The sequence below is a fragment of the Pontibacter russatus genome (assembly GCF_009931655.1).
Lineage (GTDB): Bacteria > Bacteroidota > Bacteroidia > Cytophagales > Hymenobacteraceae > Pontibacter > Pontibacter russatus.
Map to the genome: position 1 here is coordinate 2022331 of NZ_CP047984.1, position 25031 is coordinate 2047361.

Below are 25031 nucleotides of genomic sequence, written 5' to 3' on the forward strand. Positions count from 1 at the left end.
TTGGAACAGGAATATGAATCAATTGCATTTATCCATTGTTTCAGCACAGAATCTCCACTAATACTTTCTAAGGACGAAGTATGCTCATCAAAACTTTCGGAAGCGCCGTGCAGGGCGTGAACGCCTACACCATCACCATTGAAGTCAGCGTCAGCGCCGGCACCAAGTATTTTCTCGTCGGCCTACCCGACAACGCCGTGAAGGAAGGCGAGCAGCGGATTGAGTCTGCGCTGAAGCAGTACGGCTACAAAATCCCCCGCCAGAAAATCGTCATCAACATGGCGCCGGCCGATATCCGGAAAGAAGGCTCTGCTTATGATCTGACAATAGCGATGGGCATACTGGCGGCCTCGGGGCAGATGGCTGCCGACAGGGTTGCGGACTATATGATTATGGGTGAGCTGTCGCTGGACGGTTCGCTGCGCCCGGTAAAGGGGGTGCTGCCCATTGCCATACAGGCCCGCAAAGAGGGCTTCAAAGGCATTATACTGCCCGCCCAGAATGCCACTGAGGCTGCCATCGTGAATAACCTCGATGTGATAGGCGTCAACACCATCCTGGAGGCGATTGAGTTCCTCGACGGGCACCGCGAGATCCCGCCGGTGGTCATCAACACGCGGGAGCTGTTTCAGGGGGCAGTGGATATCTATGCCGCCGACTTTGCCGATGTGCAGGGGCAGGAGAACATCAAGAGAGCGCTGGAGATCGCTGCCGCCGGAGGCCACAACGTGATTATGATCGGTCCGCCGGGGGCGGGCAAAACCATGCTGGCCAAGCGCCTGCCCTCTATCCTGCCGCCGCTCTCGATGCAGGAGGCGCTGGAGACGACTAAGATACACTCCGTTGCAGGCAAGTTGGGTGAGGGGGCTTCGCTGCTCACCACGCGCCCCTACCGCTCACCGCACCATACCATATCCGACGTGGCACTGGTGGGCGGCGGCGGCAACCCGCAACCCGGCGAGATATCGCTGGCGCACAACGGCGTGCTTTTTCTGGACGAGCTGCCTGAGTTTAAGCGCACCGTGCTGGAGGTAATGCGCCAGCCGCTCGAAGAGCGCCGCGTCACCATCTCCCGCGCCAAGATGTCGCTCGACTTCCCCGCTAACTTTATGCTGGTGGCCAGCATGAATCCCTGCCCCTGCGGCTATTACAACGACCCGAACAAGGAATGCGTGTGCGGGCCGGGCGTGGTGCAGCGTTACCTGAACAAGGTGAGCGGCCCTTTGCTGGACCGCATTGATTTGCATGTGGAGGTAACGCCCGTCACGTTCGACCAGATAACCGCCACCCGCAAGGCCGAGGGCAGTGCCGCCGTGCGGGAGCGCGTGGAAGTGGCGCGCCGGATGCAGACAGAGCGCTTCCGGGATATGCCCCAGGTACACTCCAACGCCATGATGCCCTCGCAGATGGTGAAGGAAGTCTGCCAGATAAACGAGGCCGGGCGCACCCTGCTCAAGACAGCCATGGAGCGGCTCGGCCTCTCGGCCCGCGCCTACGACCGCATCCTGAAAGTGAGCCGCACCATCGCCGACCTGGCCGACAGCGGGGATATTAAAATTGAACATTTGGCAGAGGCTATTCAGTACCGTAGCCTCGACCGCGAGGGCTGGGCGGGCTGACGGCAAGGGTATATATAAGCTTTTGCCTAACAACAGTTTAACAGGAGCGGCAGCCATATATGGCTGCCGCTCCTGTTGCTCAGGAAACGGCCATTCCGCCCTTCCCGCTTGCACTGGTTTATTGCAAAAAGAGGGCCGCAGCCTATACTTTTCTAAAGCCCTTGCGTAATAGCCTTACATCGGGCAGCAAATCTTTAATCCAATAACCCCGTTAACAGTGTTTTCCACGAACATTTAATGCTATGAAAAAGACCCTTTTATTTCTTGCCTTTATTTTGACGACTGCGGTGGCCACGCAGGCGCAGGCACCACGTTTTGGTGTGCGGGTGGGAGCCAACTACTCCGGCTTCTCCGGCGACGATGCCGAAAACCTCGACAGAATGTTCGGCTTCCATGCCGGTATCACCTCACAGTTCTCCCTGACTTCCGATGATTTCTTTGCCATCCAGCCCGAAATCCTTTTCTCCAAGAAAGGCGCCGAATCAGAGGACGATAACTATAAAGCAAAATTAAGTTACATCGATGTTCCGGTGCTGGCCAAGGTAAACGCCGGTCCGCTGTACTTCGAAGCCGGACCGCAGGTGTCGTTCCGCATTGGCGGCGACATAGAAGTTGGCGGAAACAATGTGATAGATGATTTGGATGCTTTCAAACGGACAAGCCTCGGCTACGCGGCAGGTGTGGGCTTAGCCTCCACGCCACTCGGCCTGAGCGTTGGCGTGCGCTACAACGGCGACATCTCTAAACTATATGATGCAGACGATGTGTCTGACATACGCAACAACTTGTTTATGCTGACGGTGGGCTATATGTTCCCGAGCAGGTAAGACACGGATTACCTAGTACAACCTAAAACTATGAGAAAGCAGCCCGGCCATGGCCGGGCTCTCTTTTTGCCCCGTGTTATACTCCATTTGCCTGTGTTTATATATAGCCTGCGTTTATTTCCGGTTCCTATATAGCCTACATATATGTTCTGGCCTGTTTGTTGCAATACCCCCGCTGCATGCATGCACAAACAAAGCAAAGTGCTGGAACCACTGTTAAACCAAGGAAGGCGTGGCCCGGCAGAAGATCGGTCAAAAATATTAACCCCTATTTATCCTTTAACCTGTATACTGCCCGTTCAGGCATATACAACAACCTGTTTGAATTATGAAAAAGCTATTATTCTCCTTTGTATTCGTGCTGGGCTCCTTCGCCGTGGCACAGGCACAGTCTGGCATCGGTGTCAGGGCAGGCGCCAACTTCTCGAACCTGGAAGGCGACCTGAAAAACGAATCCAGGTACCAGAACAAAGTGGGCTTCCATGGCGGCCTTACCTTCGGCATCCCCGTTATCGAGAACTTCTTCTTTATCCAGCCGGAGGTCCTGTACTCCACCAAAGGCTTTAAGTATGAGGACACCGAAATTGACGTACCGGCCGTGGGGCTGGTGGAGCGCGACGGGAAAATGGACTACAGCTACATTGATGTGCCCGTGCTTGCGAAGATAAAGGCCGGTCCGATTTACTTCGAGGCGGGGCCGCAGGCCTCCTATCTGCTCAACGTGAACAATAACATCAAAGAGTCGCTGAACGGCGAGGCCTATTCCTCCACCACCACCAAGCGTGAGCTGGATGGGCTACAGCGGTTTGAGATCGGATACGCGGCCGGTGTGGGTTTTGCGACCAGCAGCGGCATCAGCCTGGGGGTGCGCTACAACGGCAGCCTGACTGATTTTGTGGACGAGAACCCTGAAGATTACTTCGAGGGCGACCTGACCAACGCCCGCCACTCCACGATTATGGCAACTATCGGCTTCACCTTTGGCCGATAAGCAAAATTTCTATTACTAAACTCCAGGCTCGCCCTGCCCCCTGGGCAGGGCGAACTTTTTATATATAGCCACACAGCGCCTCCAACCATTTGACGCCTGCCGTAGTAAACAAGGCTATATATACCCGGACCTCATCCCCCTACTCCTATGAAAAAAGCTTTACTGTTTCTCACGCTTCTGCTCGCCCCGCTGCTGATGGCCCAGGCGCAGTATGTCCGCCTGGGTGCGAAAGGCGGCGGCGGTTTCGCCCGCCTCCACGGCGATGATGGCTCCTCAGACTATACGAACACCCTTGGGGTGTACCATATAGGCGGCGTGGTGAGCTATGAGTTCGTGTCGCGGATAGCGGTGCAGGCAGAGGTGCTGTATGCGCAGAAGGGATTCACGTACGAGGATTTCAGGCATAACCAGACCGACGACCTCAGCGGCGACCTGCGGCTGCACTATATAGAACTGCCCCTGTTGTTTAAGCTGCAAAAAGGCGGGCTGTTTGCGGAGGCTGGTCCCTATATAGGCTACCTGCTGGATGCCAGCGACGATTTCCAGTTGGATTCTGCGGGCACCAATCCGCCGCCCTTCTATGCTTCCGACCGTCTCAACCGCTTCGACTACGGTTACACAGTCGGTATCGGCATCATGCTGGACAGCGGTTTCTTCATGAGTTTCAGGCACGAGGGCGGCTTCCGCTCCATCACCACAGCCCTGGATCAGAAAAACCTCGGATTCAGGGTAAGTGTCGGCTATCTCATCCCGGCGCCATCCCCTGCTGAGGTGATGCAGCCCTAGCGCAAAAGGCCAGTCGATATATAGCCTAGCCTTCTGCGTTATTGGTATATATAAAGCTACTGCTGCATCTCGGCAAAAAACCTGTAGAACAGCGGGATGGTTTCGATGCCTTTCATATAGTTGAAAATTCCGAAGTGCTCGTTTGGTGAGTGGATGGCGTCCGAGTCCAGCCCGAAGCCCATCAGCACCGAATCCAGGCCCAACTCTGACTTGAACATCGCCACTATCGGGATAGAACCGCCGCTGCGCACCGGTATCGGCTTCACGCCAAAGGTCTCCTCATATGCCCTGGCAGCGGCCTGGTACGCAATAGAGTCCGTCGGCGTTACCACGGGCTCTCCACCGTGGTGCGGTTTCACCACCACCTTCACGCTTTTGGGGGCAATGCTTTCGAAGTGTTTTTTAAATTTTTCCGTAATTTCTTCCGAAGTCTGGTTCGGCACGAGGCGCATCGAAATCTTCGCATGAGCCTTGGAAGGAATCACTGTTTTGGCGCCCTCTCCGGTATAGCCGCCCCAGATGCCGTTCACGTCCAGCGTCGGGCGGATGGAATTGCGCTCCATGGTCACGTAACCGGCCTCCCCGTGTACGTCTCCCAGGTCCAGCGCCTTCTTGTACTTCTCCAGGCTGAACGGGGCCCGCGCCATTTCCGCGCGCTCCTCCTGGCTCAGTTCCTGCACGTTGTCATAAAAGCCGGGGATGGTGATATGATAATTCTCGTCGTGCAGTGAGGCAATTATCTGGCACAGGATGTTGATGGGGTTGGCTACAGCCCCGCCATACAGGCCAGAGTGCAGGTCGCGGTTGGGGCCGGTTACCTCCACCTCCACGTAACTCAGCCCGCGCAGGCCGGTGGTGATGGAGGGCGCATCGTTGCCCAGCATGCCGGTATCGGAGATCAGAATCACATCCGCGCTCAGTTTATCCTTGTTTTCCTTCACAAACGCGGCCAGGTTGGCAGAGCCCACTTCCTCCTCGCCCTCAATCATAAACTTAACGTTGCAGGTCAGGTTGCCCGTCTGCACCATCGTCTCAAAGGCTTTCACGTGCATGTACATCTGCCCCTTGTCGTCGCAGGCGCCGCGGGCATATATGTTGCCGTCTTTTACCACAGGCTCAAACGGCGGGGAGGTCCAGAGTTCGTAGGGGTCGGCGGGCTGCACATCGTAGTGGCCGTACACCAGCACGGTGGGCAGGCCTGGGTCCACTATCTTCTCGCCATATACAATGGGGTATCCGCCTGTTTCGCAGAGTTCCACCTGGTCGGCGCCAGCCTCCGCCAGCCGCTGCTTCACAAACTCCGCCGTGCGCAGCACATCGGCCTTGAACTTCGGGTCGGCGCTCACCGAGGGGATGCGCAGCATGTCCAGCAATTCGTTCACAAAGCGGTCTTTGTTCTGGTTTATATAGTTGTTCATGGTTTTGGGCTTGATGATGCTATAAATTTAAGTTAAAAAGCCATCGTGCGGGGCAGGATGGCTTTTTGATTCTGTTTCTACTGAGGCATATATACCTTACCGCTTGCGGCCCAGGCTGATGTTGGCCTTGCTCTCCTCGCCCGAAAGCAGGCGGTTGATGTTCTTGCGGTGCGTCAGCGCCACCACGGCAAACAGCACGAAGCCGAAGATGATCAGGATCGGGTTCTCGGGGTGGAACTTTGGCAGCAGCAGCAGCAACGGGAAAGCCAGCGCGGCAATCATCGAGCCCAGCGACACATACTTGGAGGTAAAGAGCACAATCACAAAGATGGCGATGCACATCAGGGCCACCACCGGCTCGATGGCCAGCATCATGCCCAGCAGCGTGGCAACGCCCTTGCCGCCCACAAAGCGCTCATATATGGGGAAGATATGCCCCACCACACTCAGGGCACCGAAAATGAGCTGGTATATCACCAGGTTGTCCGGCTCGATGACGTTGAAGATGACCAGGAATCCCGCCAGTGAGGTGGCCGTCCACCCTTTGAAAATATCAATCAGCATCACGGCCGCGCCCGGCTTCTTTCCCAGCACCCGGAAGGTGTTGGTAGCGCCGGAGTTGCCGCTGCCGTGCTGCCGTATGTCGATGCCGTAATAGGCCTTCCCGATCCAGACGGCCGTGCAGATAGAGCCAATCAGATAGGCCGCTATGCCCAGTACCGCGATGAGTATTATGTCCATGTAGTGTCTTTTAAATCCAGGGTTTGCGCCGGCAGCGGCTGTGTCAGCGAAACGCAAATCTGCGGGGCGCAAAAAAGAGTCCCAATATAGCCAAATCTTAATTCCCGGTCCAGCCTTTCGGCCCTTCGTGTCACTTTATACGCGAAGTGAAGGGCTCCCGGTTATTTTACTCTGTCCCGTCCTCCCCCTCAGCAACCTCTTCCTCATTGCGCTTTCTGCGCTTCTTCTTTTCCTTCTTCGGCTCCTCCTCCAGGTAGTCGAAGTTGCCCGTTGACTCCGGCACTATCTGCTCCGACGCCACCTTAAAGCCGTTTTTGCCATCCAGATAGGCCGTGCGGAAATGCTCCAGGAACTGGTTCTTCTCAATCGCCTCGCCGGCATATATGCCGTAGTCGCCCGACACCCCGCGGCTGCCCTTCGACTTGGAGGCCACCGCTTTGTTGAACTTGTCGTCGGAGGAGGCCATGGTCATGCCGTTCTCGAAGAAACTGAAGTAGTACCAGGTATAGGGGTCGGCCTGCAGGTAAAGGTTCACGGCTGGCAGCCCGTTCATATCCTGCCGCATCTCCAGATATCCGTCCATGACGGCGCTGATGTCTTCTTTCAGGATGTTGGACAGGCCGATGGTGCCCACGTTGTACCAGGCTTTCTGCTCGTTGTCCCACTGCAGTTTCACATCGCTCAGCACCAGGCTGCGCACCAGTTTCTTCGACAGTTTGGGCAGCGGCACATACTCGGTGGCCGACTGCTGCACGTAACGGCGCACCTCCTTGTCGCCCACAAACTCACCCAGTTTATACAGCATCGCGTCGCTGGGGGCTGCCGCAGCGATGCCTCCCACCGCATCGCCGCCCAGGGTGGCCGCCATGGCAGCAAGCGCCTGGCCCGGCACCGCCATATCGAAAACCAGGAAGGCATCCAGGTCATATTGGCTGCTGTCGGCCTGGGCGCTGCCGCTGCCGGAGGCCTCCACCGTAAAGTTCTTCACCGGTTTCAGCAGGTTCAGTTTCCCCTCGAAGTGTACTGTTCTGGAAGAATCGTTGTAGTGCAGCACGTTGCCCTCGTAGGCGTCGCCGTACGCCCTGGCTTCCTGGCCTAGCTTAAACTCTTTTCGTTCCTTGTTGTAAGAGAGCAGCCCGTCTACTGTAAACAAATCGAGGTCTTCCTCTGCCTGCTTTTTAGACACAAAGGTGCTGTAGAATGCGCCCGTGCCTGCGGCCATGTGGATGCCGGTGTGCAGCGGTGTGCCGTCGGCTGCCTTCGGGTTGATGATGGGGATGCGGACGTTGGCGGGGTTCAGGGTGTCCTTTTTGTAAGGGAACCAGTCGGAGTCGTCGGGGTTGCCGGTAAAGTTCAGCTTCAGCTCCCCATCGAAATCCAGGTACTGCCTTGGGGCCCGCATCGTCACGCTGCCTCTGTATAAAATGCGCGGGAAGATATAGAAGGGCGTGGTCTCGTCCATATTGGCCGTGGCCGTGGTGTAGGCTGTTTTCTTCTTGCCTCCCTCGGGGCTGCCATATATAAAGTCGGCGAACTGCAGTTGGAAAGAATCGGCAGCGGCGTTCTGGTAATCCAGCACGGCATTGCCTTTCAGCGCCATCCGCGACAGCACATCGATATTGCCCTTATATAGCCTGTGGAACTGCTGTGTGGAGTCGGCGAGCACGCGCGCGTTGCGAAGCGTCTGGATGGTGGCGTCGGCCGCCACGGCCACGCGGCCGCTATCCGGCACCACGTGCATGTCGGCCACGGCGATATAGGGCACGCCACCGGCCAGCAGGTTGTTGCTTTTCAGGTCGTACTCGCCGCTGCCGGCCATAAAGCGCAGCCCCTCCTGGGCGGGGTGCAGCGAGTAGAACCAGTTTTTGCCGCCGCCTTCATCCGCCTGCAGGCTCACCTTCTGCTGGTTCATATCCCAGCGGGCGCTGCTCATGGAGGTCTTGTACTGCGCCTTCGGGAACTCGATGCTCGTCATGCCTTTCTGCTCGCTCTCGAAATCCACGAGTCCTTTGGTCATGTCGTAGGCAATGGACCCGTCCTGCGCCTTCACCGCCGGCCTTCCCTCCACATCCGACTTCACCACCATCTGGGCATGGTTTCCGGTGAAGGTGCGCTGCTTAAAGAGCAGTTCTTTGGAGGTGACATTCGCCACCGGGTTGTCCAGCACCCCTGCGGCGTAAAGGCCTCCCGGCGAGAGTTTGGCAACGCCTTTAAATGCGAATTCCTCTTGATACAGCTTCATGGGCTCGGCCACCGTCTGCAGGTACATGGTGTCGGCCTGCGGCTGCCAGTTCATATCGTAATTGGTAAGTGTGGCCACCGGAAACTCGGCTCCGCTGTGCTGCCCCCCGGCAAGCTGGAAAGAGGTGCCGCCCTTTGCCGTCACGCCGTTTTTATAATAGGTATAGGCGGGAGCCTCCAGCGTGGCGCCCATATACTGCAGGGTGCCTTTGCTCTGGATGCCGGCGGAACTCAGCATGATGGTATCGAACACCATGCCCTTGCCGCCATAGGCGGGCAGCCCTTCCGCCCCCGGCTGGTAATAAAAGCCAAGGGTCTCGTCGGGCATCATCACCATCTTTGCTTTGATGGGCGGGAAAATGCCGCCGGAGTTGAACGTGCCGTCAAAGCCGAAGGAGTTGCTGCCGGAGCTCAGGCTGTCGAGTTTGAAGGGCGGCATCTCGAAGTACACGGTGCTGTCGTAAGCGCCGCCGGCCACGTCGGGGCGGGCAAAAGCCACCCGCGCGCCCGTCACGCCGTCGAATCTGGGGTATTCGGCATAAAACTCCTCCCCTGACTTGTTGTCGGGCTTGTTTATATATAAGATCCCGGACATGCCTCCGGAATTACCGGTCAGCACCTGGTCGCTCACCTCTCCGTTGCGCCCCCGGCGCTTGCCCGTCACCAGGGCCACGGTGTCTATCTTGGTGAGAGCGATGGAAAAATCGTTGTAGTTGAACCTGAAGTCGGTGCCTTTGATGGCAAGCCGGCTGGCATATACCTCCCCGTTAAACTCTATATCGCGGTTTTTGAGGATATGGACTTCCTGGCCGCGCGGCAATATATACACGCTGGCCGTGTCGTTGTTAAACACGATCCGATCCACGCCCCGCACCGTCAGTTTGTTGCTTTCCAGGTCGAGGGTGGCATTGCGGCCGGAAGGCACCACTGACTTGATGATGAGGTGGTCATAATCCTTCACATCGCGGGAGGCATTCACGTAATGCAGCGCCTTTGGCTTCAGCTCGATATAGCCGGAGGCCGGGTCGTAGTTTATATATCCCTGGTACGACATGGCCAAGGCCGCCTCTTTGATGGCGTTCTCACTTATCTTCGTTGCTTTGGCTACGTCTGCGGTGTAGAAGTCGGTTCTCTTCGCTTTGGAGGCGTAGCCCGCCAGCAGTTGCAGCGGGTGGAACGGCGCCACACCCACCAGGCGCTGGTAGCGGCTGTTAGAGAAATACTCCGTGGACTCTACCTGCAGCGGAATAAGCGTTTTGGTATTCAGGACGGAAAACTCGATTTTAGGCACCCCCAGCTTCCACTGCAGGCGCTCGGCCGTCAGTTCTATCTGGTGGAAATTGTCGTAGAAGGGCATATCCGCGTAAACCCCTTTGTCTTTTGTCAGCGTCAGTTCCTGCGCAGGCCTGGAGAAGCGCAGTTGCACGGCCGGATGCGTCAGCGAGTCGCCCTGCTGGTAAATGGCCACGCTGGCGCGGTTTGCCAGCAGCAGCGAGTCTTCGAAGGTATAGCTCTGGGCCAGGGAGCGGAATTTGCGCTGCCCGCCATGCGACACCACAATCTCGGAGAGGCTTCCATCCAGCGGCTTGCTGCCTATCATACCACCCACCAGCGAGAAGCCTCCCTTATAGGCAATGTTGCCGCCCAGGTTCTTCACCTGCGCGTCGTTGGTGAACGAGGTGAACTTCGGGTAAGGGTAATTGCCGCTTTTACGCTTGCTGCTTATCCACTCCAGGGCGCCGTCCACGGGCGCGGCCAGCACCGCCGGAAAGGTAACCGCGACATCAGGAGCCTTGAAACCCGCGAAAGAGGTGTTGAAGTTATATTGGCCAAGTTCGGCGGAGGCGTGCTCACCTTTCACCTGCCAGTCGAATTTTCCGCCCTCCCCCACAAACAGATTGGTAGCCAGCATCAGCTGCCCGGCCGTGTTATATATGGCTGTGGAGTCCCAGGGCGTGACGAAGAGCAGGTTTGTTTTCTCCAGTTTCAGCACCGGCCCGCTCACTTTTGGCTGCTCGGGCACGAAGAGGCGCTTCTGGTTTTCCTTGCGGGCCTGGGCCGCTTTCTGCTTGTCTTCTTTCTTCGGAACCGTGATGACGGTGCCCCAGCCATCATCTTCCGTTACTTCTTCCCCGGTGCTCGCTTCATCATCCCAGGAGGTATCGTCCCAGCCGCTGCCAGATGCTGCGTCGTCTGCCTTGCTGGCGCCCTCGTAAACAAAGCTGAATTCGCCCCCGGTGGTCCGCAGGCTGTAGTAGGAATTCTGGTAGAGTTGGTTGCTGGTGAGGTAGAGGGCGGCGGTGGTGAGAAACTGGTCGAGTTGCTTGGGCTCCTCCTGCTGCACAGCCTTTTCGGTCACTTCCAGCATCTTGTCGAGCTGGTCGGGGCGTATGTGCTGATTGTTGATGCCAGCCGTCACCATGGTGTAGAACTGGCCGAAGCGCGAGGCGGGGAGGCGCTTGCGGTACATGCGCTGGCTGATGTCCATCACCTGCTGCTGCTGCTTTGCCGTGAGTTTGCCGTTGTTCCAGATTTCTGCCAGGTCTGTGCTAAGCTTTTCTGCGTCCGGCACTTTCCCGGCCAGCAGCATCGCCTGCACATCCCCGACAAACGCCTCAGGCTTATCAGAGAGTTTCGACTGCGCCTGCGCCGCCAGGGTGACAAAGAAAAAAAGAAAGGGTAAAAGTTGTTTCATAAGGGTAAGCGTCAGGTATTAGCGTGCTCTGAACAGGGCGGACACCCAGTTATTCTTCACCCGGTGCGATTGGTATAGCAGCCTCAGCGCCTCGGCTTTCTGCTGGAGTATCGGCAGGTCTTCGGTGTAAAAGCCGCTCAGCAGCAGCCAGCCTCCCGGCTTCAGTACCGCTTTGTAAGCAGGCATGTCCTCCAGCAACACGTTGCGGTTAATGTTTGCCAGGATGATGTCAAAGGGTCTCTCGCCTGCAATGGTTTCGGCGCCGCCCAGGCGCACGTCTATCTGGCTGTAGCCGTTCAGCTCGGCGTTCTCGCGGGCGTTCTCCACCGTCCAGTCCTCTATCTCCACGGCTACAATCTCTGCGGCGCCCAGTTCTCCGGCCATGATGGCCAGGATGCCGGTGCCGCAGCCCATATCCAGCACGCGCCTGCCCTGGTGGGCCAGCGTCAGCTGGTTTTCAATCATCAGCGTGGTGGTTTCGTGGTGGCCCGTGCCAAACGACATTTTTGGGTTGATGACGATGTCGTACTTCGCCTGTTCCGGCCGCGGGTGGAAAGAGGCGCGCACCGACACCTGCCCGCCGATGAAAAGCGGCTCGAAGTTTTTTTCCCACTCCTCGTTCCAGTTCTGGCGCTCGATTTTCTGTACGCCATATGTTACCTGCACCAGTCCGGCGTAGCGCTGCAGCGTTTCCTGCAGGGCCATCTCGCTGTACTGGTCTTCTGTTATATAGGCGCTGAAACCGTCTTCTGTTTCCACAAAAGCGTCGAAGCCGAGCTCTCCGAGTTCGGCTGTCAGGATGTCCGCAAAGTCTGCGTTTACTTTTAAGGTTACTTCTATAAAATCCATGCTAGTACTTAATCGCGGCATATGGCCGATGAGCGCACGTCTGTGTAAAATACCGTGAAGTCGGCCAGGTTGCGCTGGTCCGTCACGTAAAGGATATGGTTGGCAAAGGCCTTGTGCGGTGTGATATACCAGATGGCCGGAGCGTCGGCGAACAGCTTGTTGTTCTCGCGATATACCACCATGTTGGCAAAAGCCTCCTCCTCGTTCAGGAAAACAATGGCCGAGGCCGTGTTTTTGTACCGTGGGTCACGCTCCAGGTACACGGCCCCGTACACATGGCAGTAATCTTTGGCTGCACTGAATGTGCTGGCGGGGGCAGGCGCTGTCGCGGGTGTTCTGAAAACGGGGAACAGCGCCAGCCAGCTTGTAAACAATAGATACATCATATATAGGATACTAAATCCAAAGGTAAATATAAGTTACACAAAAAAGGGTGCCAATCTTTGTGTTTGGCACCCTTTTTCACAATTTATTTTTATACTTTAAAAAGACCGGATGATATCCGTGAAGTCCCTGGACTTCAGCGAGGCGCCGCCAATCAGGCCGCCGTCTATATCTTCCTGCGCAAACAACTCCCGGGCGTTGCCAGGGTTGCAGCTTCCGCCATATAAAATTGTACAATTATAAGCCGCCTCCGCATCGAACATGCGCGACAACTGCTCCCGGATATAGGCGTGCATTTCCTGCGCCTGCTCCGAGCTGGCCGTTTTACCGGTGCCAATCGCCCAGATGGGCTCGTAGGCGATCACGATCTGATCAAACTCCTCGTTGCTGAGGAAAGAGACACTGTCTTTCAGCTGCTGACCCACGTAGTCGAAGTGGTTTTCGGCTTCGCGCTCCTCCAGCGGCTCTCCGCAGCAGAAGATCGGCTTCAGGCCTTGGGCAATGGCCAGCTTCATTTTCTTGTAGAGCGTCTGGGCGTTTTCGTGGTGATATAAACGACGCTCGCTGTGGCCGATGATCACGTACTCCACGCCCACCGACTTGAGCATGGCAGCCGACACCTCGCCGGTATAGGCGCCGCTCTCATGTTCGCTCACGTTCTGGGCGGCCAGGTGCATTTTACTGTTGCCCTGCACCAGTTTACCCACGGGCTGCAGGTACGGGAATGGCGGCGTCACGATCACGGTCACATCACCGCTCACTTCGTCCTTCACCATGTTATCGATCTCCGATGTCAGCGAAAGCGCCTCCTCGTAAGTTTTATTCATTTTCCAGTTGCCTGCAACAATCTTCTTTCTCATGTTCTATATGTTTGTTTATAATGATCTTATATATGCTACGCTTTGGAATTTAAGCTACTGAAGTGGCAATTTAATAATTTCTACGGAGTGGCTTTAGAATTGCGTGTAGTTCTGCTTTCGTTTTTGCTATATAAGCTTGGATGATTGCGCTGTAAGTGCTGCCTATATATCCAACCACCCCTGCCCCTCCTTGTCTAAGGAGGGGAGTCTGCTTTTGCTTCAGAAGAGGGATATGTTCTATAGCTACTGCTTCCTGTTGTATACAGGGAGTATATATGGAATTTTTAATTTAATGCTTTTTATGCATATTAACTCTATATCCATATATAATTGCTACAGCTACTGGCTTTTGGTTGGAGTTAGCTGAAAAACTCCTCTCCTTAGACAAGGAGGGGCAGGGGTGGTTGGACCCGGTCCCGTAAAAGCAAACATGAGTCATCCCGGAGTTTGCAGGGATAGATAGAGTAGATTCCAGAGGTTGGCCAGTGCCAGCCGGATACGGTAAAGCGGTGTAGGAGTTTTCCTGCACCGCTTTCCTGTTCTATGGCAGCCCTGCCTAAGGAGATGGGAGACCGCCTCCCGCAGCTCTTTATCCAGCAGCGAGAGCAGAAAAGCATACACCAGGGTGACCACCTGCAAGAGCTTCATGCGGCTCGACCAGAACCAAAGCCGGCACGACTCCATGCCCATTTCTGATTTGTTGAAGCGGAAGGCCTGCTCCACCTGCCACCTTCTGGCGTAAGCAAAGACCAGGCGCCAGGCCTGGCGATCACTCCTGACTTCTTCACTGGTGAGCAAATACCAGGGTTGGCGGCCTTTCTTACCTGGCCGGCAGATCAGGAGCGTGAGCGGCTGGTCATAGTCCGGGTGCAGGCAGGGCTGCCACAAGAGGCTGCGCCGGTAAGTGATCTTTCGGACCATGTCCCTTACTACTCTTGAGGAGGTGGCTTTGCGGCCGACCGAAAAGCGGTAGGCATTCTTTAGAAGCCCACGCCCATCCACGAGCTTATACCTGGAGGGCCAGCGCAAGAGGAAGCGGTCGTGGCGGCCTAAAAGCAGCCCCAGCCACTTAGAGGAGGCATAGCCGCGGTCAAAGACGTGCAGCACGGCCTGGCCGAAGGTCTGGCGGGCCCACAAGAGCAGCGTGAGCTTCACCTGCTCCAGGGAGGTGGCCTCTTTGCCCCGGCTACTCCACCAGGCAAAGCGGGCGATGCGTGGAGCCTGCCACAGGCCGCAGCACAAGAGGCCCACCCACCGAAAGCCTGGCACGTGCACCGGCTCCCGGGTGGGGGGATCATAATAGCCCTTCTTGATTCTGAGTTGCCGTTTAGCTTTGACGCTGCGCACGGCGCATAAGCCCTCGCTTTGGAGGCTTTCGCACTTTTCCTGCACGCTCTCGTCCCACAAAAGCAGGGGCAGCTCACGTTCCGCTTCCAGCAGCTGCTCTACGTATGTTTGGGCCTCTTGACTCAGGTAGTCGGTGATGAGTTGGGCAGACCACTTCTTACTGCGCAGCAGGTTAGACAGGCGCTTGGTGCCCGCCGGGGCTTTGTCGGGCGAGAGCACAACCCCACCCAGCTCGCTTAGAAGCAGACCGGTGGAGCGGCTGCGGTGGCGCACCAGCGCCCGGCATAGGTTCTGGAAAGTGTAGACCAGGCGGCGGTCCAGCAGCTCATCGAGCCTGGCAAGGAAAGGAGAAAGAAATCCTTCGAGGCGGTAGGAGAAAAACAGAGCCTGGGAGAGAACCTCGGCTTGGCGTGCTGCGTTTTTGAAAGTAGTAAACATAAGAACCTCCCGTCTTTGGTGATACATAGACTGTACCACTAAAACAGGAGGTTCTCCTTTTTTATCCCAGTCCTAAACTCCGGGATGACTCATGTTTATATATAAATCAACCCCCTCCTACACCTTCCCCCTCAAAAAGCGGGCGGTGTCGTTGTTCTCCAGTTTCACCATCTCTTCCGGGGTGCCCTCGAACAGCAGGTGGCCGCCGTTGGTGCCGCCTTCGGGGCCGAGGTCGATGATCCAGTCGGCGGATTTGATGATGTCCATGTTGTGCTCGATGATGACGACGGTGTTGCCGTTCTCGATGAGCGCGTTCATGGAGGTAAGCAGCTTGCTGATGTCGTGGAAGTGCAGGCCGGTGCTGGGCTCGTCGAAGATGAAGAGGATGTTCTCGTGGTGCGAGGTCGCGCCTTTCGTGAGGAAGGAGGCCAGCTTCACGCGCTGCGCCTCACCACCCGACAAGGTGTTGCTCGACTGCCCCAAGCGTATATAGCCCAAGCCCACATCATCCAATGGCTTCAGGCGCTCGGCAATCTTCGGTTGGTCTGAGAAGAAATCAATGCTGTCGGCGATGGTCATATCCAGCACCTCCGATATATTCTTCTCTTTATAATGTATGTCGAGCACGTCCTGTTTGAAGCGTTGTCCGTGGCAGCTCTCGCACGTCAGGTAAATGTCGGCCATAAACTGCATCTCGATTTTCACCTGCCCCTCGCCCTGGCACACCTCACAACGGCCACCCTCGATGTTGAACGAGAAGTGCGACGGCTTAAACCCACGTGCCTTCGCCAGCGGCTGATCGGCATACAAGGTCCGGATAGCATCATAGGCCTTTACATAGGTAACCGGGTTGGAGCGCGACGACTTCCCGATCGGGTTTTGGTCGACAAACTCCACATGGTCTATTTTGCCGTAGTCGCCAGCCAGCTTGTCAAACTTACCGGTTGCCTCCGAGGAGCTGCCGTGCAGTTTCTGCATAGCCGGGGCCAGTATTTTTTTGACCAGCGTTGATTTGCCGGAGCCGCTCACGCCCGTCACCACCGTCATCACACTCAGCGGAAACTTCACGCTCAGGTTTTTCAGGTTGTTCTCGCGGGCGCCGATCACCTCGATGGCATTGCGCCACTTGCGGCGCTGCGGCGGCACCGGCACTTCCATCCGGCCACTCAGGTATTTGGCGGTGTACGTATCCACGCCCGTGGTTATTTCCTCAAAAGTGCCCTGGAACATCAGGTTGCCGCCACCGGAGCCCGCCTCCGGTCCGATGTCGATGAGTTGGTCTGCCGCTTTCATCATCTCCTCCTCGTGCTCCACCACAATCACGGTGTTGCCCAGTTGCTGCAGTGTGCGCAGCACGCCAATCAACTGCTCAGAGTCTTTCGGGTGCAGGCCGATGCTCGGCTCATCAAGGATATACATCGACCCCACCAGGGCGCTGCCCAGCGAGGTGGCCAGGTTGATGCGCTGGCTCTCGCCCCCGGACAAGGTGTTGGAAAGGCGGTTGAGGGTAAGATAGCCAAGCCCCACCCGCTCGAGGTAGCTCAGGCGGTTGGCGACCTCCGTCACCAGCCTGTCGGCCACATTCCGCTCGTGCTGCGTCAGGTCCAGGTTCCGGAAAAACGGCAGCACCTGTGTGATCGGCATTAGCACCAGATCGGTGATGCTCTTGCCGTTTACTTTCACGTAGCTGGCGTCTTTGCGCAGGCGCGAGCCGCGGCACTCGGGGCAGGTGGTGCGGCCACGGTAGCGCGACAGCATCACGCGGTACTGTATCTTGTGCGTCTGCCCCTGTATATGCCTGAAAAAGTCGTGGAGGCCTTCGAAGTATTTGTTGCCTTTCCAGAGCAGTTCCTGCTCCGCCTCCGTCAGCTCGTTGTAAGGGCGGTGGATCGGGAAGTCGAAGCGGATGCCGTTCTTTACCAGCGGCTGCAGCCACTCGTTCATTTTGTCGGAGCGCCAGGGCGCAATGGCCCCTTCATATATGGTGAGGCTCTTGTCCGGAATCACCAGGTCGGGGTCGATGCCGAGCACGCTGCCGAAGCCTTCGCAGGTCTGGCACGCGCCGTAGGGGTTGTTGAAGCTGAAGAAGTTCACCGACGGCTCCTCGAACACCATCCCGTCCAGCTCGAACCTGTCGGAGAACACGCGCTCCCCGCCGCCATATATAACCCGGCACTCGCCCTGGCCCTCAAAGAAAGCCGTCTGCACCGAGTCAGCGATGCGGAAAGCGAGATCCTCGTCGGATTTATATATCACGGCGCGGTCCACGAGTATATAGATGTGCTTGCCCAGCTTCGGCTTTTTCTGCTCCAGCAGTTCCTCTATAAAATACACCTCGCCGTTGGCGTAGATGCGGGAATAGCCTTTCTGCAGCAGCAGGTCCAGTTCTTTGGCCAGGGTGCGGTCTTTGTGCTGGTGCAGCGGCGCCAGGACCATCACGCGCGCCTCATCCTCCAGCGAGAAAATAAAATCCACCACATCGGCCACCGAGTCCTTCTGCACCACCTCCCCGGAAACAGGCGAGTAGGTTTTGCCAATGCGGGCGTACAGCAGCTTCAGGTAATCATATATCTCGGTGCTGGTGCCCACCGTGGAGCGGTTGTTTTTGATGCTCACCTTCTGCTCGATGGCAATGGCCGGGCTGATGCCTTTGATATAGTCCACGTCGGGCTTGTCCATGCGGCCCAGGAACTGGCGGGCGTAGGAGCTGAGGCTCTCCACGTACATGCGCTGCCCTTCGGCATACAACGTATCGAAAGCGAGGGATGACTTGCCGGAGCCGGAAAGCCCCGTAATGACGATGAACTTGTTGCGCGGCAGCGCGACGCTCAGGTCTTTGAGGTTGTGCACCCTCGCCCCTTTGATGATGATGTGCTGGCGGGCGTCGAGCTCGTCGAGGTTATAATCGGGAATGTATGCCATATAGAAAGCGGCTCTCCGGAGGCTGGCTTTCGCAGCAGCCAAAGGCCATTTTTGCTTCTGAAGTTAATTTGTAAAGATACGAATAGATAACCTCAAATTGAAGGCCTTTGTTGCAGTTGCTGCGGCAGCCGGGCACGGACTATATAACACCGGCTGCGCCGGAAAAGCCAACAGGTTGCCGCCATATTTCAGCGCCGGCACCAGCCAAAACAATTTACCCGCCACTGTTTCTAAGCATCGTCCTATATAAAACAGCAAAGTCGATATATCAATAGCCTGTCTGCTACGTACAATCAGTAACACAGGAAGGCACCCATGACCCGCCTTCCGCACCACAGGCATCGCCTGCCTGCAGGAACTGCTCCCCTTACGGTTCCTTCCTATACATCGCTCCCTGCTGCCCAGCCTGTACCCGTTACAGGCCTTTACTGCCTGCCGTCGCTCACCCTTCTTCCGGCAGCACCTGTGCCACTATGTATATGAATTTAACACTAACCCTATTTCCCCTATTCTATGAAAAACTCTACTCTCCTCAGATCACTGATCTGTATTTTCATACTTTCGTTCTTTTCGGCGCCCGATGCAAAGGCGCAGCTTGTTGAGCCGGCTGAGTGTAGCTATGATGATCCACAAGGCTGCTTTCTTGTAGCTTATGAATCTGTACAGGAAGAAAGCCCTACATCTACCAATTTAGTTGTAGTATTAAGTGCTTCACTCAATGAAGGCGGCACTTGTGATGACATAGATGGCCTGGCTTTCGTTCCTGCTGGAAGCGTAGATTTTGAATACCGATCAAGGGCAGAGTTAGCTGCCGATCCATTTGTAGAACTTACCGTGAACAGGGCTATCTTCACAACTGCACCCGATGTCGTTGTATATACCTATGAGAACACTACAATTGAGATTTTAGGGTTTGAATTCACCGTTCGAATCCCAACTGAAGTCGTGGACCTGCAGGCCCGACTTGATTCTGACGAACCGTGTCTTGAAATCACTCCGCTGCCGGTGGAGCTGATCACTTTCGATGCTGCAGCGACGGACAAGGGCATAGAGCTGAGTTGGAGCACCGCCAGCGAGCAGAACAACAGCCACTTTTTGGTGGAGCGCAGCGCCGACGGCATGGCCTTCGAGCAGGTGGGCAAAGTGGATGGCCACGGCAACTCCTCCGCAAAAATCAGCTACAGCTACACTGATTTCAGTCCGCTGCCCGGCCAGGCCTACTACCGGCTGAAGCAGGTGGACTTTGACGGCCAGTACGAGTACTCGAAAATAATCGCTGTTGCGGCTGCAGCCAGCGGCACTGAAGCGCTGCAGGTGATGCTGGCCCCGAACCCCTGCCCGAACGGCAATTGCCAAATCAGCATCCGCAATGCCAACGGGGCACAGGAAACGCGCCTGGAACTCTCCGACTTGTCGGGGCGGGTAATCTACACCACCACCGTGCAACACGCCAACAACGCAAACATCACGCTGCCCCTACAGGAGCTGCAGGCTTACAAGGGTTTATATATGCTTTCTGCCATATCAGGAAACAACGTGGTGCGCCAGCGGGTGGTGCTGGAGTAAAACCGCCGCCCCTGGAATTAAGCTGAACCTGCCCGGGCGATGTATCCGTATGGGGTAGTAGCAACATGTATGTTTTAACAAATCTATTTTATGGGAAAAGGAGATATAAAATCAAGAAGAGGAAAGATTGCAAAGGGCACGTATGGCAACAGACGCCCGCGCGTGGCCAACAAGAAAACGACAGAGGCTGCTGCTGCCCCCAAAAAAGCGGAGGCCAGTAAATAAAAAGCTTCTAAAGCAGAACGTGCGGTGCCCCGCCCTGTTCAAGGACAGGGCGGGGCACCGTGTGTTTTCTCAGATTACATTCGTTCAGGCTTCTATATGTTAAGTTCGGCGTGCCTGCTCCTGCCAGACGCAAGGTATTGCCACCAGCCGTACACGACTCCACTTTCCAACCTGCTGAACCGACCCATCCTTGTAGATGTTCCAACACAGCCCCCCTGCCCTCTACGCTCCCCCACAACAACCTTTCCCGGAAAAAAAAACGATACAGAGCGGGTCTTTGCAACCACATGGACGCAACAGAAGTATAAACATTTGTTGTTAAATTTTACCTTAGGCAAGTTTGCCGTCAGAGCCAAGAGAAGTGAGCAGATGATTGGAGTGTAGCCCAAATGCCAACCAAAGTTTGTAAAACAGGCATCTCTGTTAACGTTCTGTAAACTATCCTTTCAGGCGCAAACGCATCTGCTGCGGATGCGTAGCTTTACACCCGAAAGCAGCATGAAACTAATTTACAACCCTTAATTATCCACCTATGGAAGTACTTGACATCCGAAGCTTGCTGGAGAACATCGAACGGAAGGTGTGCCAGCAGGAGATTACCACCGACGAGGCCGTAACGAAGCTGATAAACAAGGAGATTGCAAAAGCCATCAACCTGAAGTACAGGAAAGAGCATGACGTGCAGGAAGACGCGCTGCAGAACATCTCGTGTACCACTGTTGAATGCTACCTCAAACACCTGAAAAATGTGGAGGAGAAACTGAAAACGCCTATGCATATATCGGCACAGTGCTCGCTTGTGGAAGAGCGTGAGATTAACCGCCGCCTGCTGCTCATCCTGAACCGCCTGAAAGGCTACAGCAGAAAGTAGAGCGCCCGCGGCAATTACTTGGTTACAACCTATCCTTCGGCAAGATCCCCATCTCTTTCGAAGGATTTTTTATGTCCGCACGCTTAAATAGACAGTAGACGCAAGACGACATCTCTATATAGCTTCTACCATCGACAGCCGGCATCCGAGCGCCACACGCAGATGCTCCTGTTGCACCAACCCCAGCTATTATATATAGATAGCCCGCCCCGGCTGAATAATAAACCTCTGCTCCCCTGCCCGAATCGTATTCGCCTCAAGGTGATTCAGGTCATTTTTTAACAGCACCCATGTACCGTACCTTGCAGGCCACTGGCTATATATAAACTGCCGCCTCAGTAATAGGCTGACGCAGCGGGCATATACAACTGCCTGAAAAACAAATAATGCCAACGGGGCACGCCGGCAATGCGCCGGATGAAACGAGGCTTTTAAAGATTGACCATACAAGAAGGGGAACAGAGATGAAAAAAGACATAGAAACCGAGGCAGACGTGAAACTGCTGGTAGACACATTTTACGACCGCGTGAACCAGGACGAGCTGCTGTCGCCGGTCTTCAACGACTTTGCCCGGGTAGACTGGCAGCACCACTTGCCCATCATGTACAGGTTCTGGAGCACCGTGCTCTTCGGAAGCATGGCCTACAAGGGGCAGCCTTTCCCGAAGCACCTGCCCCTGCCCGTAGACAGGCAGCACTTCAGCCGCTGGATAGAACTTTTCACGCAAACCCTGGCCGACCTGTTCGAAGGGGCCAGGGCCACCGATGCAAAACAGAAAGCCGCCGGCATTGCGCATATTTTCCAGATGCGGCTGGGGCTGATCGGGCAACCCTAAACAGGCTATTTTGCGTAGATACCGGCACGCTTGGGAAATCGTTTTCCGTCCTGGCTTTCATGGCACGGCACTTGTCAGAGAAATACAGCAAATACTTTGCAAAATCCGGCCCAGCGACAGGTGCCGGAGTGGCTATATAGCAGTAAAATATTTTTTAAGTGATACCAGAACCAGCACTTGCACAATAAAAATGCATTTGATATATTTGATTTGCACTTCATAAAAAAGACTGTTCCAACAAGTAAACGCTACAATATGATATAAAGCTCTACGTTACACTAATGTAGCTTTAACATGAATACATCCACCCTTATAAGCGACTCTGCTTTAGTTTCGCTTTATATCGCAGGCAAAGAGAGTGCGTTCGAACAACTGGTAAACAGGCACAAAAACAAAGTCTACACCACGATCTATTTAATAGTTAAAGATTCTTATACAGCCGAAGATCTGTTGCAGGATACGTTTATCAAAGCGATCCACACCATGAAAGGCGGCCGGTATAACGAGGAAGGCAAGTTCTCTTCGTGGATATGCCGCATTGCCCACAACCTGGCGATCGACCATTTCCGGAAGGAGAAGCGCAGCCCGATGATCATGCTGGAGGACGGCAGCAACGTGTTCAACAATATGTCTTTTTCGGAGGACTCGGCAGAGTCTATCCAGATAAAGGAGGACACGCACGCCCGCCTGCGCGAGCTTATCCAGACGCTGCCCCAGACGCAGCGGGAAGTGCTCATGATGCGGCATTACGCCGAGATGAGCTTTCAGGAGATAGCGGACGCTACTGGTGTGAGCATCAACACTGCCCTGGGTCGTATGCGCTACGCGCTCATCAACCTGCGGAAGAAGATGCAAAACAACAACATAGCATATGATAAAAACCTCTACTCAGAATGAGCTTATCCAGTATGTATACAACGAACTGGCCGATGAGGCCTTCGAGCAGCTGGAACTGGCTTTGGCGCAGGACATGGAGCTGGCAGACAGCTGCTCTGAGCTGCTCCTGATACAACAGCTGCTGGACGATGCCGTGAAAGCGCCCCGCCGGCAGGCCATCGACAACATTTTAAATTACTCAAAAAGCTTAAGTTTGCAGTCTAACTGACTGCACCCGCTCTCGCACACAATATATTGAGCGAGAAACAAAAAGCGCCGCCCTATATATGGCGGCGCTTTTTGTTTACTATGTTTCTTCTTACCTGCCTGCTACTCCTTACCTGCCTGCTACTCCGATTCTATACGGAATGCTTCCAACAGTGGCTGGTTCTCACACCACAAGATAGCTGAGAATTGCTTGCACAATACCTTCTCTGCACTTTTCCATATCCGGTGCCGCCTCAATCGCTACGGCATCCAAAAAGAGAAGCCTGCTCAAATGGCAGGCTTCTTTATAAGATCTCGTGTTGCTGACAAACCTATAGCCTCTATTGTCGTAAAAGAATATGACTAAATATTTTTTTTACTATTTAAAGACTACAAATATGTCACCGTACGAGATTTTTTTAATTCTCATTGCGGTCGCCTTCCTGTTTAGGAAGAACGATGATCGCTAACTAAAACTATGTTCAACTCAGTGCCGCTCCTTATAGGGGCGGCCTTTTTTATCTACGTGTGTTACTTTATAACAATATACGACCTTGTCTAAGAGTTTGTTTTATTATATTCAAATATAATATAAAACCCTATCCACTCTATAGTTTCTGCATAGTACCCTTGCACCGTTATTGAGCTAATTAACAGCTTCCCACTTTCTCTTACATATAAGCCCACTTAATTATAGTTGAATACTACTCAAGGTATAAGTTTATGTACTACTTCCTAACCCAGAGAACAGAAGTAGTTTTGATGCGCAAGGGTAATTACCTAATCAATACTGTCCCCAATGCTGTTGCCAAGCCTATTGATTGGAAACAAAGGTTTTAAAATGTTATTTGCAGTCTAACTGACTGCAAACTTTTTTTATGCAAAAGAAGGAACGCTACAGGCTCCTGATCGAGTACTTTACCCAGCACTTCCCGGAGCCGGAAACGGAACTGGCGTACCAAAACCCCTACGAGTTGATTCTGGCCGTGGTGCTGAGCGCGCAGTGCACCGACAAGCGCGTGAACATGGTGACGCCCGCCCTGTTTGAGGCGTACCCCACGGCGGAGCACCTGGCCACGGCCACGCCCGAGGAAATCTTCCCTTACATCAAGAGCATCTCGTACCCCAACAACAAAGCCAAGCACCTGGCCGGGCTCGGGAAGATGCTGGTAGAGAAGTTTAACGCCGAGGTGCCGGGCACCGTGGAGGACCTGGTGAAGCTGCCCGGCGTGGGCCGCAAAACGGCCAACGTCATCGTGTCCGTTATCTGGAACCAGCCTGCCATGGCCGTAGACACGCATGTGTTCCGGGTAAGCAAGCGCCTCGGCCTGGTAACCAAAAACTCGAAAACACCGGTAGAGGTAGAGCGGCAACTCGTGGCCAACCTGCCCACGGAGCTGGTATCGAAGGCGCACCACTGGCTCATTCTGCACGGCCGCTACATCTGCCTGGCCCGCCGCCCCAAATGCGAGACATGCCCCCTCTCCCACTTCTGCGCCTTTTTCCAGAAAAACTTCCCTAACATTCCGGACGACCCGGAGAATAAGCTGGGCGGATAGGCGGCTCCTTCTCCGCTAAATCTGTTTATTTGTATATAAGAAAGGCGTATTATATTAGAATATGTTTATATTTAGCTTTCATCAATTTGACGGCCAAGCTGAATAAATAAACATACTCTTACTATGCACCCTGTACTGAACAGAAACTTATTCTTTGTAAAGGAACATGCCGGCATCTTCAAGGCGGCCAACAATTTCGACATATATGACCCGGAAAACCAGCAGCAGCTGATGACGTGCCGGGAGGAGAAACTGGGCTTCTTTACCCGCATCCTCCGCTTCACCGACTACAAGCGGATGACACCCTTCAACATTGTGGTAAGCAGCACCAGCGGCGAGAAAGTGCTGACGGTGAGGCGGGGCGTGTCTTTGCTGCGCTCGAAAGTGGAGGTGCTGGATGAGCACGACAACGTGGTGGGCAAGCTGAAGCAGCAGCTTCTCTCGCTTGGCGGCAAGTTCAGCGTGTTAGACGCCGACGAGAATTTCCTGTTCTCCCTCAAAGGCAAGTGGACCAGCTGGGACTTCAAGTTCGTGAAGGACGATATGGAGTTTGCGCGCGTCACCAAGAAGTGGGCCGGCATCGGGAAAGAGTTCTTCACCTCCGCAGACAATTACATCCTGAAGGTAGAGGACCAGGTGCCGCAGGACAATAACATCCGGGTGCTGCTGCTGGGCGCCGTGCTGTGCATCGACATGGTTTTGAAAGAGTAGTTTATATATAAGCAAAAGGACACAGACAGCAGGCATCAGGACACAGGACTTTTTTATCGCAT

20 protein-coding genes are annotated in these 25031 nt (G+C 54.9%); 12 read left to right on the forward strand and 8 right to left on the reverse strand.

The window, feature by feature from the left end:
- Window positions 1-80: 80 nt before the first annotated feature.
- From GSQ62_RS08075 to GSQ62_RS08090, 4 genes are all read left to right on the forward strand, one after another.
- Window positions 81-1619: a YifB family Mg chelatase-like AAA ATPase gene (locus GSQ62_RS08075; RefSeq protein ID WP_161889034.1), complete on the forward strand. Its 1539-nt coding sequence runs from the start codon at window positions 81-83 to the stop codon at window positions 1617-1619.
- Window positions 1620-1861: 242 nt separating this feature from the next.
- Window positions 1862-2446 carry a porin family protein gene (locus tag GSQ62_RS08080; RefSeq protein WP_161889035.1) on the forward strand — a complete coding sequence of 195 codons (585 nt, stop codon included), beginning with the start codon at window positions 1862-1864 and terminating at the stop codon, window positions 2444-2446.
- A gap of 328 nt (window positions 2447-2774) precedes the next feature.
- On the forward strand, window positions 2775-3437 hold the full coding sequence (locus tag GSQ62_RS08085; RefSeq protein WP_161889036.1) for a porin family protein: 663 nt from the start codon (window positions 2775-2777) through the stop codon (window positions 3435-3437).
- Window positions 3438-3584: 147 nt separating this feature from the next.
- Window positions 3585-4223 (forward strand): porin family protein, encoded by a 639-nt coding sequence (locus GSQ62_RS08090; protein ID WP_161889037.1) that lies wholly within the window; start codon window positions 3585-3587, stop codon window positions 4221-4223.
- A gap of 56 nt (window positions 4224-4279) precedes the next feature.
- On the opposite strand, the gene GSQ62_RS08095 is transcribed toward GSQ62_RS08090, so the two are convergent.
- The 8 genes from GSQ62_RS08095 to uvrA all read right to left on the reverse strand — a co-directional run bounded on the left by GSQ62_RS08095 (window position 4280) and on the right by uvrA (window position 18118).
- The gene (locus tag GSQ62_RS08095; RefSeq protein WP_161889038.1) at window positions 4280-5641 is read right to left on the reverse strand and encodes a dipeptidase; all 1362 of its coding nucleotides are present in this window, start codon (window positions 5639-5641) and stop codon (window positions 4280-4282) included.
- A gap of 96 nt (window positions 5642-5737) precedes the next feature.
- The gene (plsY, locus tag GSQ62_RS08100) at window positions 5738-6382 is read right to left on the reverse strand and encodes a glycerol-3-phosphate 1-O-acyltransferase PlsY (RefSeq protein ID WP_161889039.1); all 645 of its coding nucleotides are present in this window, start codon (window positions 6380-6382) and stop codon (window positions 5738-5740) included.
- Window positions 6383-6548: 166 nt separating this feature from the next.
- Window positions 6549-11318 (reverse strand): hypothetical protein, encoded by a 4770-nt coding sequence (locus GSQ62_RS08105; protein WP_161889040.1) that lies wholly within the window; start codon window positions 11316-11318, stop codon window positions 6549-6551.
- 18 nt (window positions 11319-11336) lie between these two features.
- Window positions 11337-12167: a 50S ribosomal protein L11 methyltransferase gene (prmA, locus tag GSQ62_RS08110; protein ID WP_161889041.1), complete on the reverse strand. Its 831-nt coding sequence runs from the start codon at window positions 12165-12167 to the stop codon at window positions 11337-11339.
- A gap of 8 nt (window positions 12168-12175) precedes the next feature.
- Window positions 12176-12553, reverse strand: coding sequence for a hypothetical protein (locus GSQ62_RS08115; protein ID WP_237587075.1), 378 nt, complete (start codon window positions 12551-12553; stop codon window positions 12176-12178).
- 96 nt (window positions 12554-12649) lie between these two features.
- The gene (gene tpiA, locus GSQ62_RS08120; RefSeq protein ID WP_161889042.1) at window positions 12650-13411 is read right to left on the reverse strand and encodes a triose-phosphate isomerase; all 762 of its coding nucleotides are present in this window, start codon (window positions 13409-13411) and stop codon (window positions 12650-12652) included.
- A gap of 435 nt (window positions 13412-13846) precedes the next feature.
- The gene (locus GSQ62_RS08125; protein ID WP_161888298.1) at window positions 13847-15196 is read right to left on the reverse strand and encodes a transposase; all 1350 of its coding nucleotides are present in this window, start codon (window positions 15194-15196) and stop codon (window positions 13847-13849) included.
- A 117-nt stretch (window positions 15197-15313) separates the two neighbouring features.
- Window positions 15314-18118: an excinuclease ABC subunit UvrA gene (gene uvrA, locus GSQ62_RS08130; protein ID WP_161889043.1), complete on the reverse strand. Its 2805-nt coding sequence runs from the start codon at window positions 18116-18118 to the stop codon at window positions 15314-15316.
- Window positions 18119-18952: 834 nt separating this feature from the next.
- On the opposite strand from uvrA, the gene GSQ62_RS08135 reads away from it, so the two are divergent.
- The 8 genes from GSQ62_RS08135 to GSQ62_RS08170 all read left to right on the forward strand — a co-directional run bounded on the left by GSQ62_RS08135 (window position 18953) and on the right by GSQ62_RS08170 (window position 24969).
- Window positions 18953-19684, forward strand: coding sequence for a T9SS type A sorting domain-containing protein (locus GSQ62_RS08135; RefSeq protein ID WP_161889044.1), 732 nt, complete (start codon window positions 18953-18955; stop codon window positions 19682-19684).
- 90 nt (window positions 19685-19774) lie between these two features.
- Window positions 19775-19909, forward strand: a complete 135-nt coding sequence (locus GSQ62_RS08140; RefSeq protein ID WP_161889045.1) for a 30S ribosomal protein THX — start codon at window positions 19775-19777, stop codon at window positions 19907-19909.
- Window positions 19910-20441: 532 nt separating this feature from the next.
- On the forward strand, window positions 20442-20780 hold the full coding sequence (locus GSQ62_RS08145; RefSeq protein WP_161889046.1) for a hypothetical protein: 339 nt from the start codon (window positions 20442-20444) through the stop codon (window positions 20778-20780).
- Window positions 20781-21244: 464 nt separating this feature from the next.
- A complete protein-coding gene (locus GSQ62_RS08150; RefSeq protein WP_161889047.1) occupies window positions 21245-21616 on the forward strand; it encodes a group III truncated hemoglobin in 372 nt (123 codons plus the stop codon).
- A gap of 294 nt (window positions 21617-21910) precedes the next feature.
- On the forward strand, window positions 21911-22513 hold the full coding sequence (locus GSQ62_RS08155) for an RNA polymerase sigma factor (protein ID WP_161889048.1): 603 nt from the start codon (window positions 21911-21913) through the stop codon (window positions 22511-22513).
- Window positions 22488-22721 carry a hypothetical protein gene (locus GSQ62_RS08160; protein ID WP_161889049.1) on the forward strand — a complete coding sequence of 78 codons (234 nt, stop codon included), beginning with the start codon at window positions 22488-22490 and terminating at the stop codon, window positions 22719-22721. The genes GSQ62_RS08155 and GSQ62_RS08160 overlap by 26 nt, the downstream gene beginning before the upstream one ends.
- A gap of 856 nt (window positions 22722-23577) precedes the next feature.
- Window positions 23578-24258 carry an endonuclease III gene (gene nth / locus GSQ62_RS08165; protein WP_161889050.1) on the forward strand — a complete coding sequence of 227 codons (681 nt, stop codon included), beginning with the start codon at window positions 23578-23580 and terminating at the stop codon, window positions 24256-24258.
- 123 nt (window positions 24259-24381) lie between these two features.
- On the forward strand, window positions 24382-24969 hold the full coding sequence (locus tag GSQ62_RS08170; RefSeq protein WP_161889051.1) for a phospholipid scramblase-related protein: 588 nt from the start codon (window positions 24382-24384) through the stop codon (window positions 24967-24969).
- Window positions 24970-25031 lie beyond the last annotated feature (62 nt).

Bases quoted from the DNA above. Each gene is read 5' to 3' on its own strand.
- GSQ62_RS08075 (WP_161889034.1), top strand. From the start codon at position 81: ATGCTCATCAAAACTTTCGGAAGCGCCGTGCAGGGCGTGAACGCCTAC.
- GSQ62_RS08080 (WP_161889035.1), top strand. From the start codon at position 1,862: ATGAAAAAGACCCTTTTATTTCTTGCCTTTATTTTGACGACTGCGGTG.
- GSQ62_RS08085 (WP_161889036.1), top strand. From the start codon at position 2,775: ATGAAAAAGCTATTATTCTCCTTTGTATTCGTGCTGGGCTCCTTCGCC.
- GSQ62_RS08090 (WP_161889037.1), top strand. From the start codon at position 3,585: ATGAAAAAAGCTTTACTGTTTCTCACGCTTCTGCTCGCCCCGCTGCTG.
- GSQ62_RS08095 (WP_161889038.1), bottom strand. From the start codon at position 5,641: ATGAACAACTATATAAACCAGAACAAAGACCGCTTTGTGAACGAATTG.
- plsY (WP_161889039.1), bottom strand. From the start codon at position 6,382: ATGGACATAATACTCATCGCGGTACTGGGCATAGCGGCCTATCTGATT.
- GSQ62_RS08105 (WP_161889040.1), bottom strand. From the start codon at position 11,318: ATGAAACAACTTTTACCCTTTCTTTTTTTCTTTGTCACCCTGGCGGCG.
- prmA (WP_161889041.1), bottom strand. From the start codon at position 12,167: ATGGATTTTATAGAAGTAACCTTAAAAGTAAACGCAGACTTTGCGGAC.
- GSQ62_RS08115 (WP_237587075.1), bottom strand. From the start codon at position 12,553: ATGATGTATCTATTGTTTACAAGCTGGCTGGCGCTGTTCCCCGTTTTC.
- tpiA (WP_161889042.1), bottom strand. From the start codon at position 13,411: ATGAGAAAGAAGATTGTTGCAGGCAACTGGAAAATGAATAAAACTTAC.
- GSQ62_RS08125 (WP_161888298.1), bottom strand. From the start codon at position 15,196: ATGTTTACTACTTTCAAAAACGCAGCACGCCAAGCCGAGGTTCTCTCC.
- uvrA (WP_161889043.1), bottom strand. From the start codon at position 18,118: ATGGCATACATTCCCGATTATAACCTCGACGAGCTCGACGCCCGCCAG.
- GSQ62_RS08140 (WP_161889045.1), top strand. From the start codon at position 19,775: ATGGGAAAAGGAGATATAAAATCAAGAAGAGGAAAGATTGCAAAGGGC.
- GSQ62_RS08145 (WP_161889046.1), top strand. From the start codon at position 20,442: ATGGAAGTACTTGACATCCGAAGCTTGCTGGAGAACATCGAACGGAAG.
- GSQ62_RS08150 (WP_161889047.1), top strand. From the start codon at position 21,245: ATGAAAAAAGACATAGAAACCGAGGCAGACGTGAAACTGCTGGTAGAC.
- GSQ62_RS08155 (WP_161889048.1), top strand. From the start codon at position 21,911: ATGAATACATCCACCCTTATAAGCGACTCTGCTTTAGTTTCGCTTTAT.
- GSQ62_RS08160 (WP_161889049.1), top strand. From the start codon at position 22,488: ATGATAAAAACCTCTACTCAGAATGAGCTTATCCAGTATGTATACAAC.
- nth (WP_161889050.1), top strand. From the start codon at position 23,578: ATGCAAAAGAAGGAACGCTACAGGCTCCTGATCGAGTACTTTACCCAG.
- GSQ62_RS08170 (WP_161889051.1), top strand. From the start codon at position 24,382: ATGCACCCTGTACTGAACAGAAACTTATTCTTTGTAAAGGAACATGCC.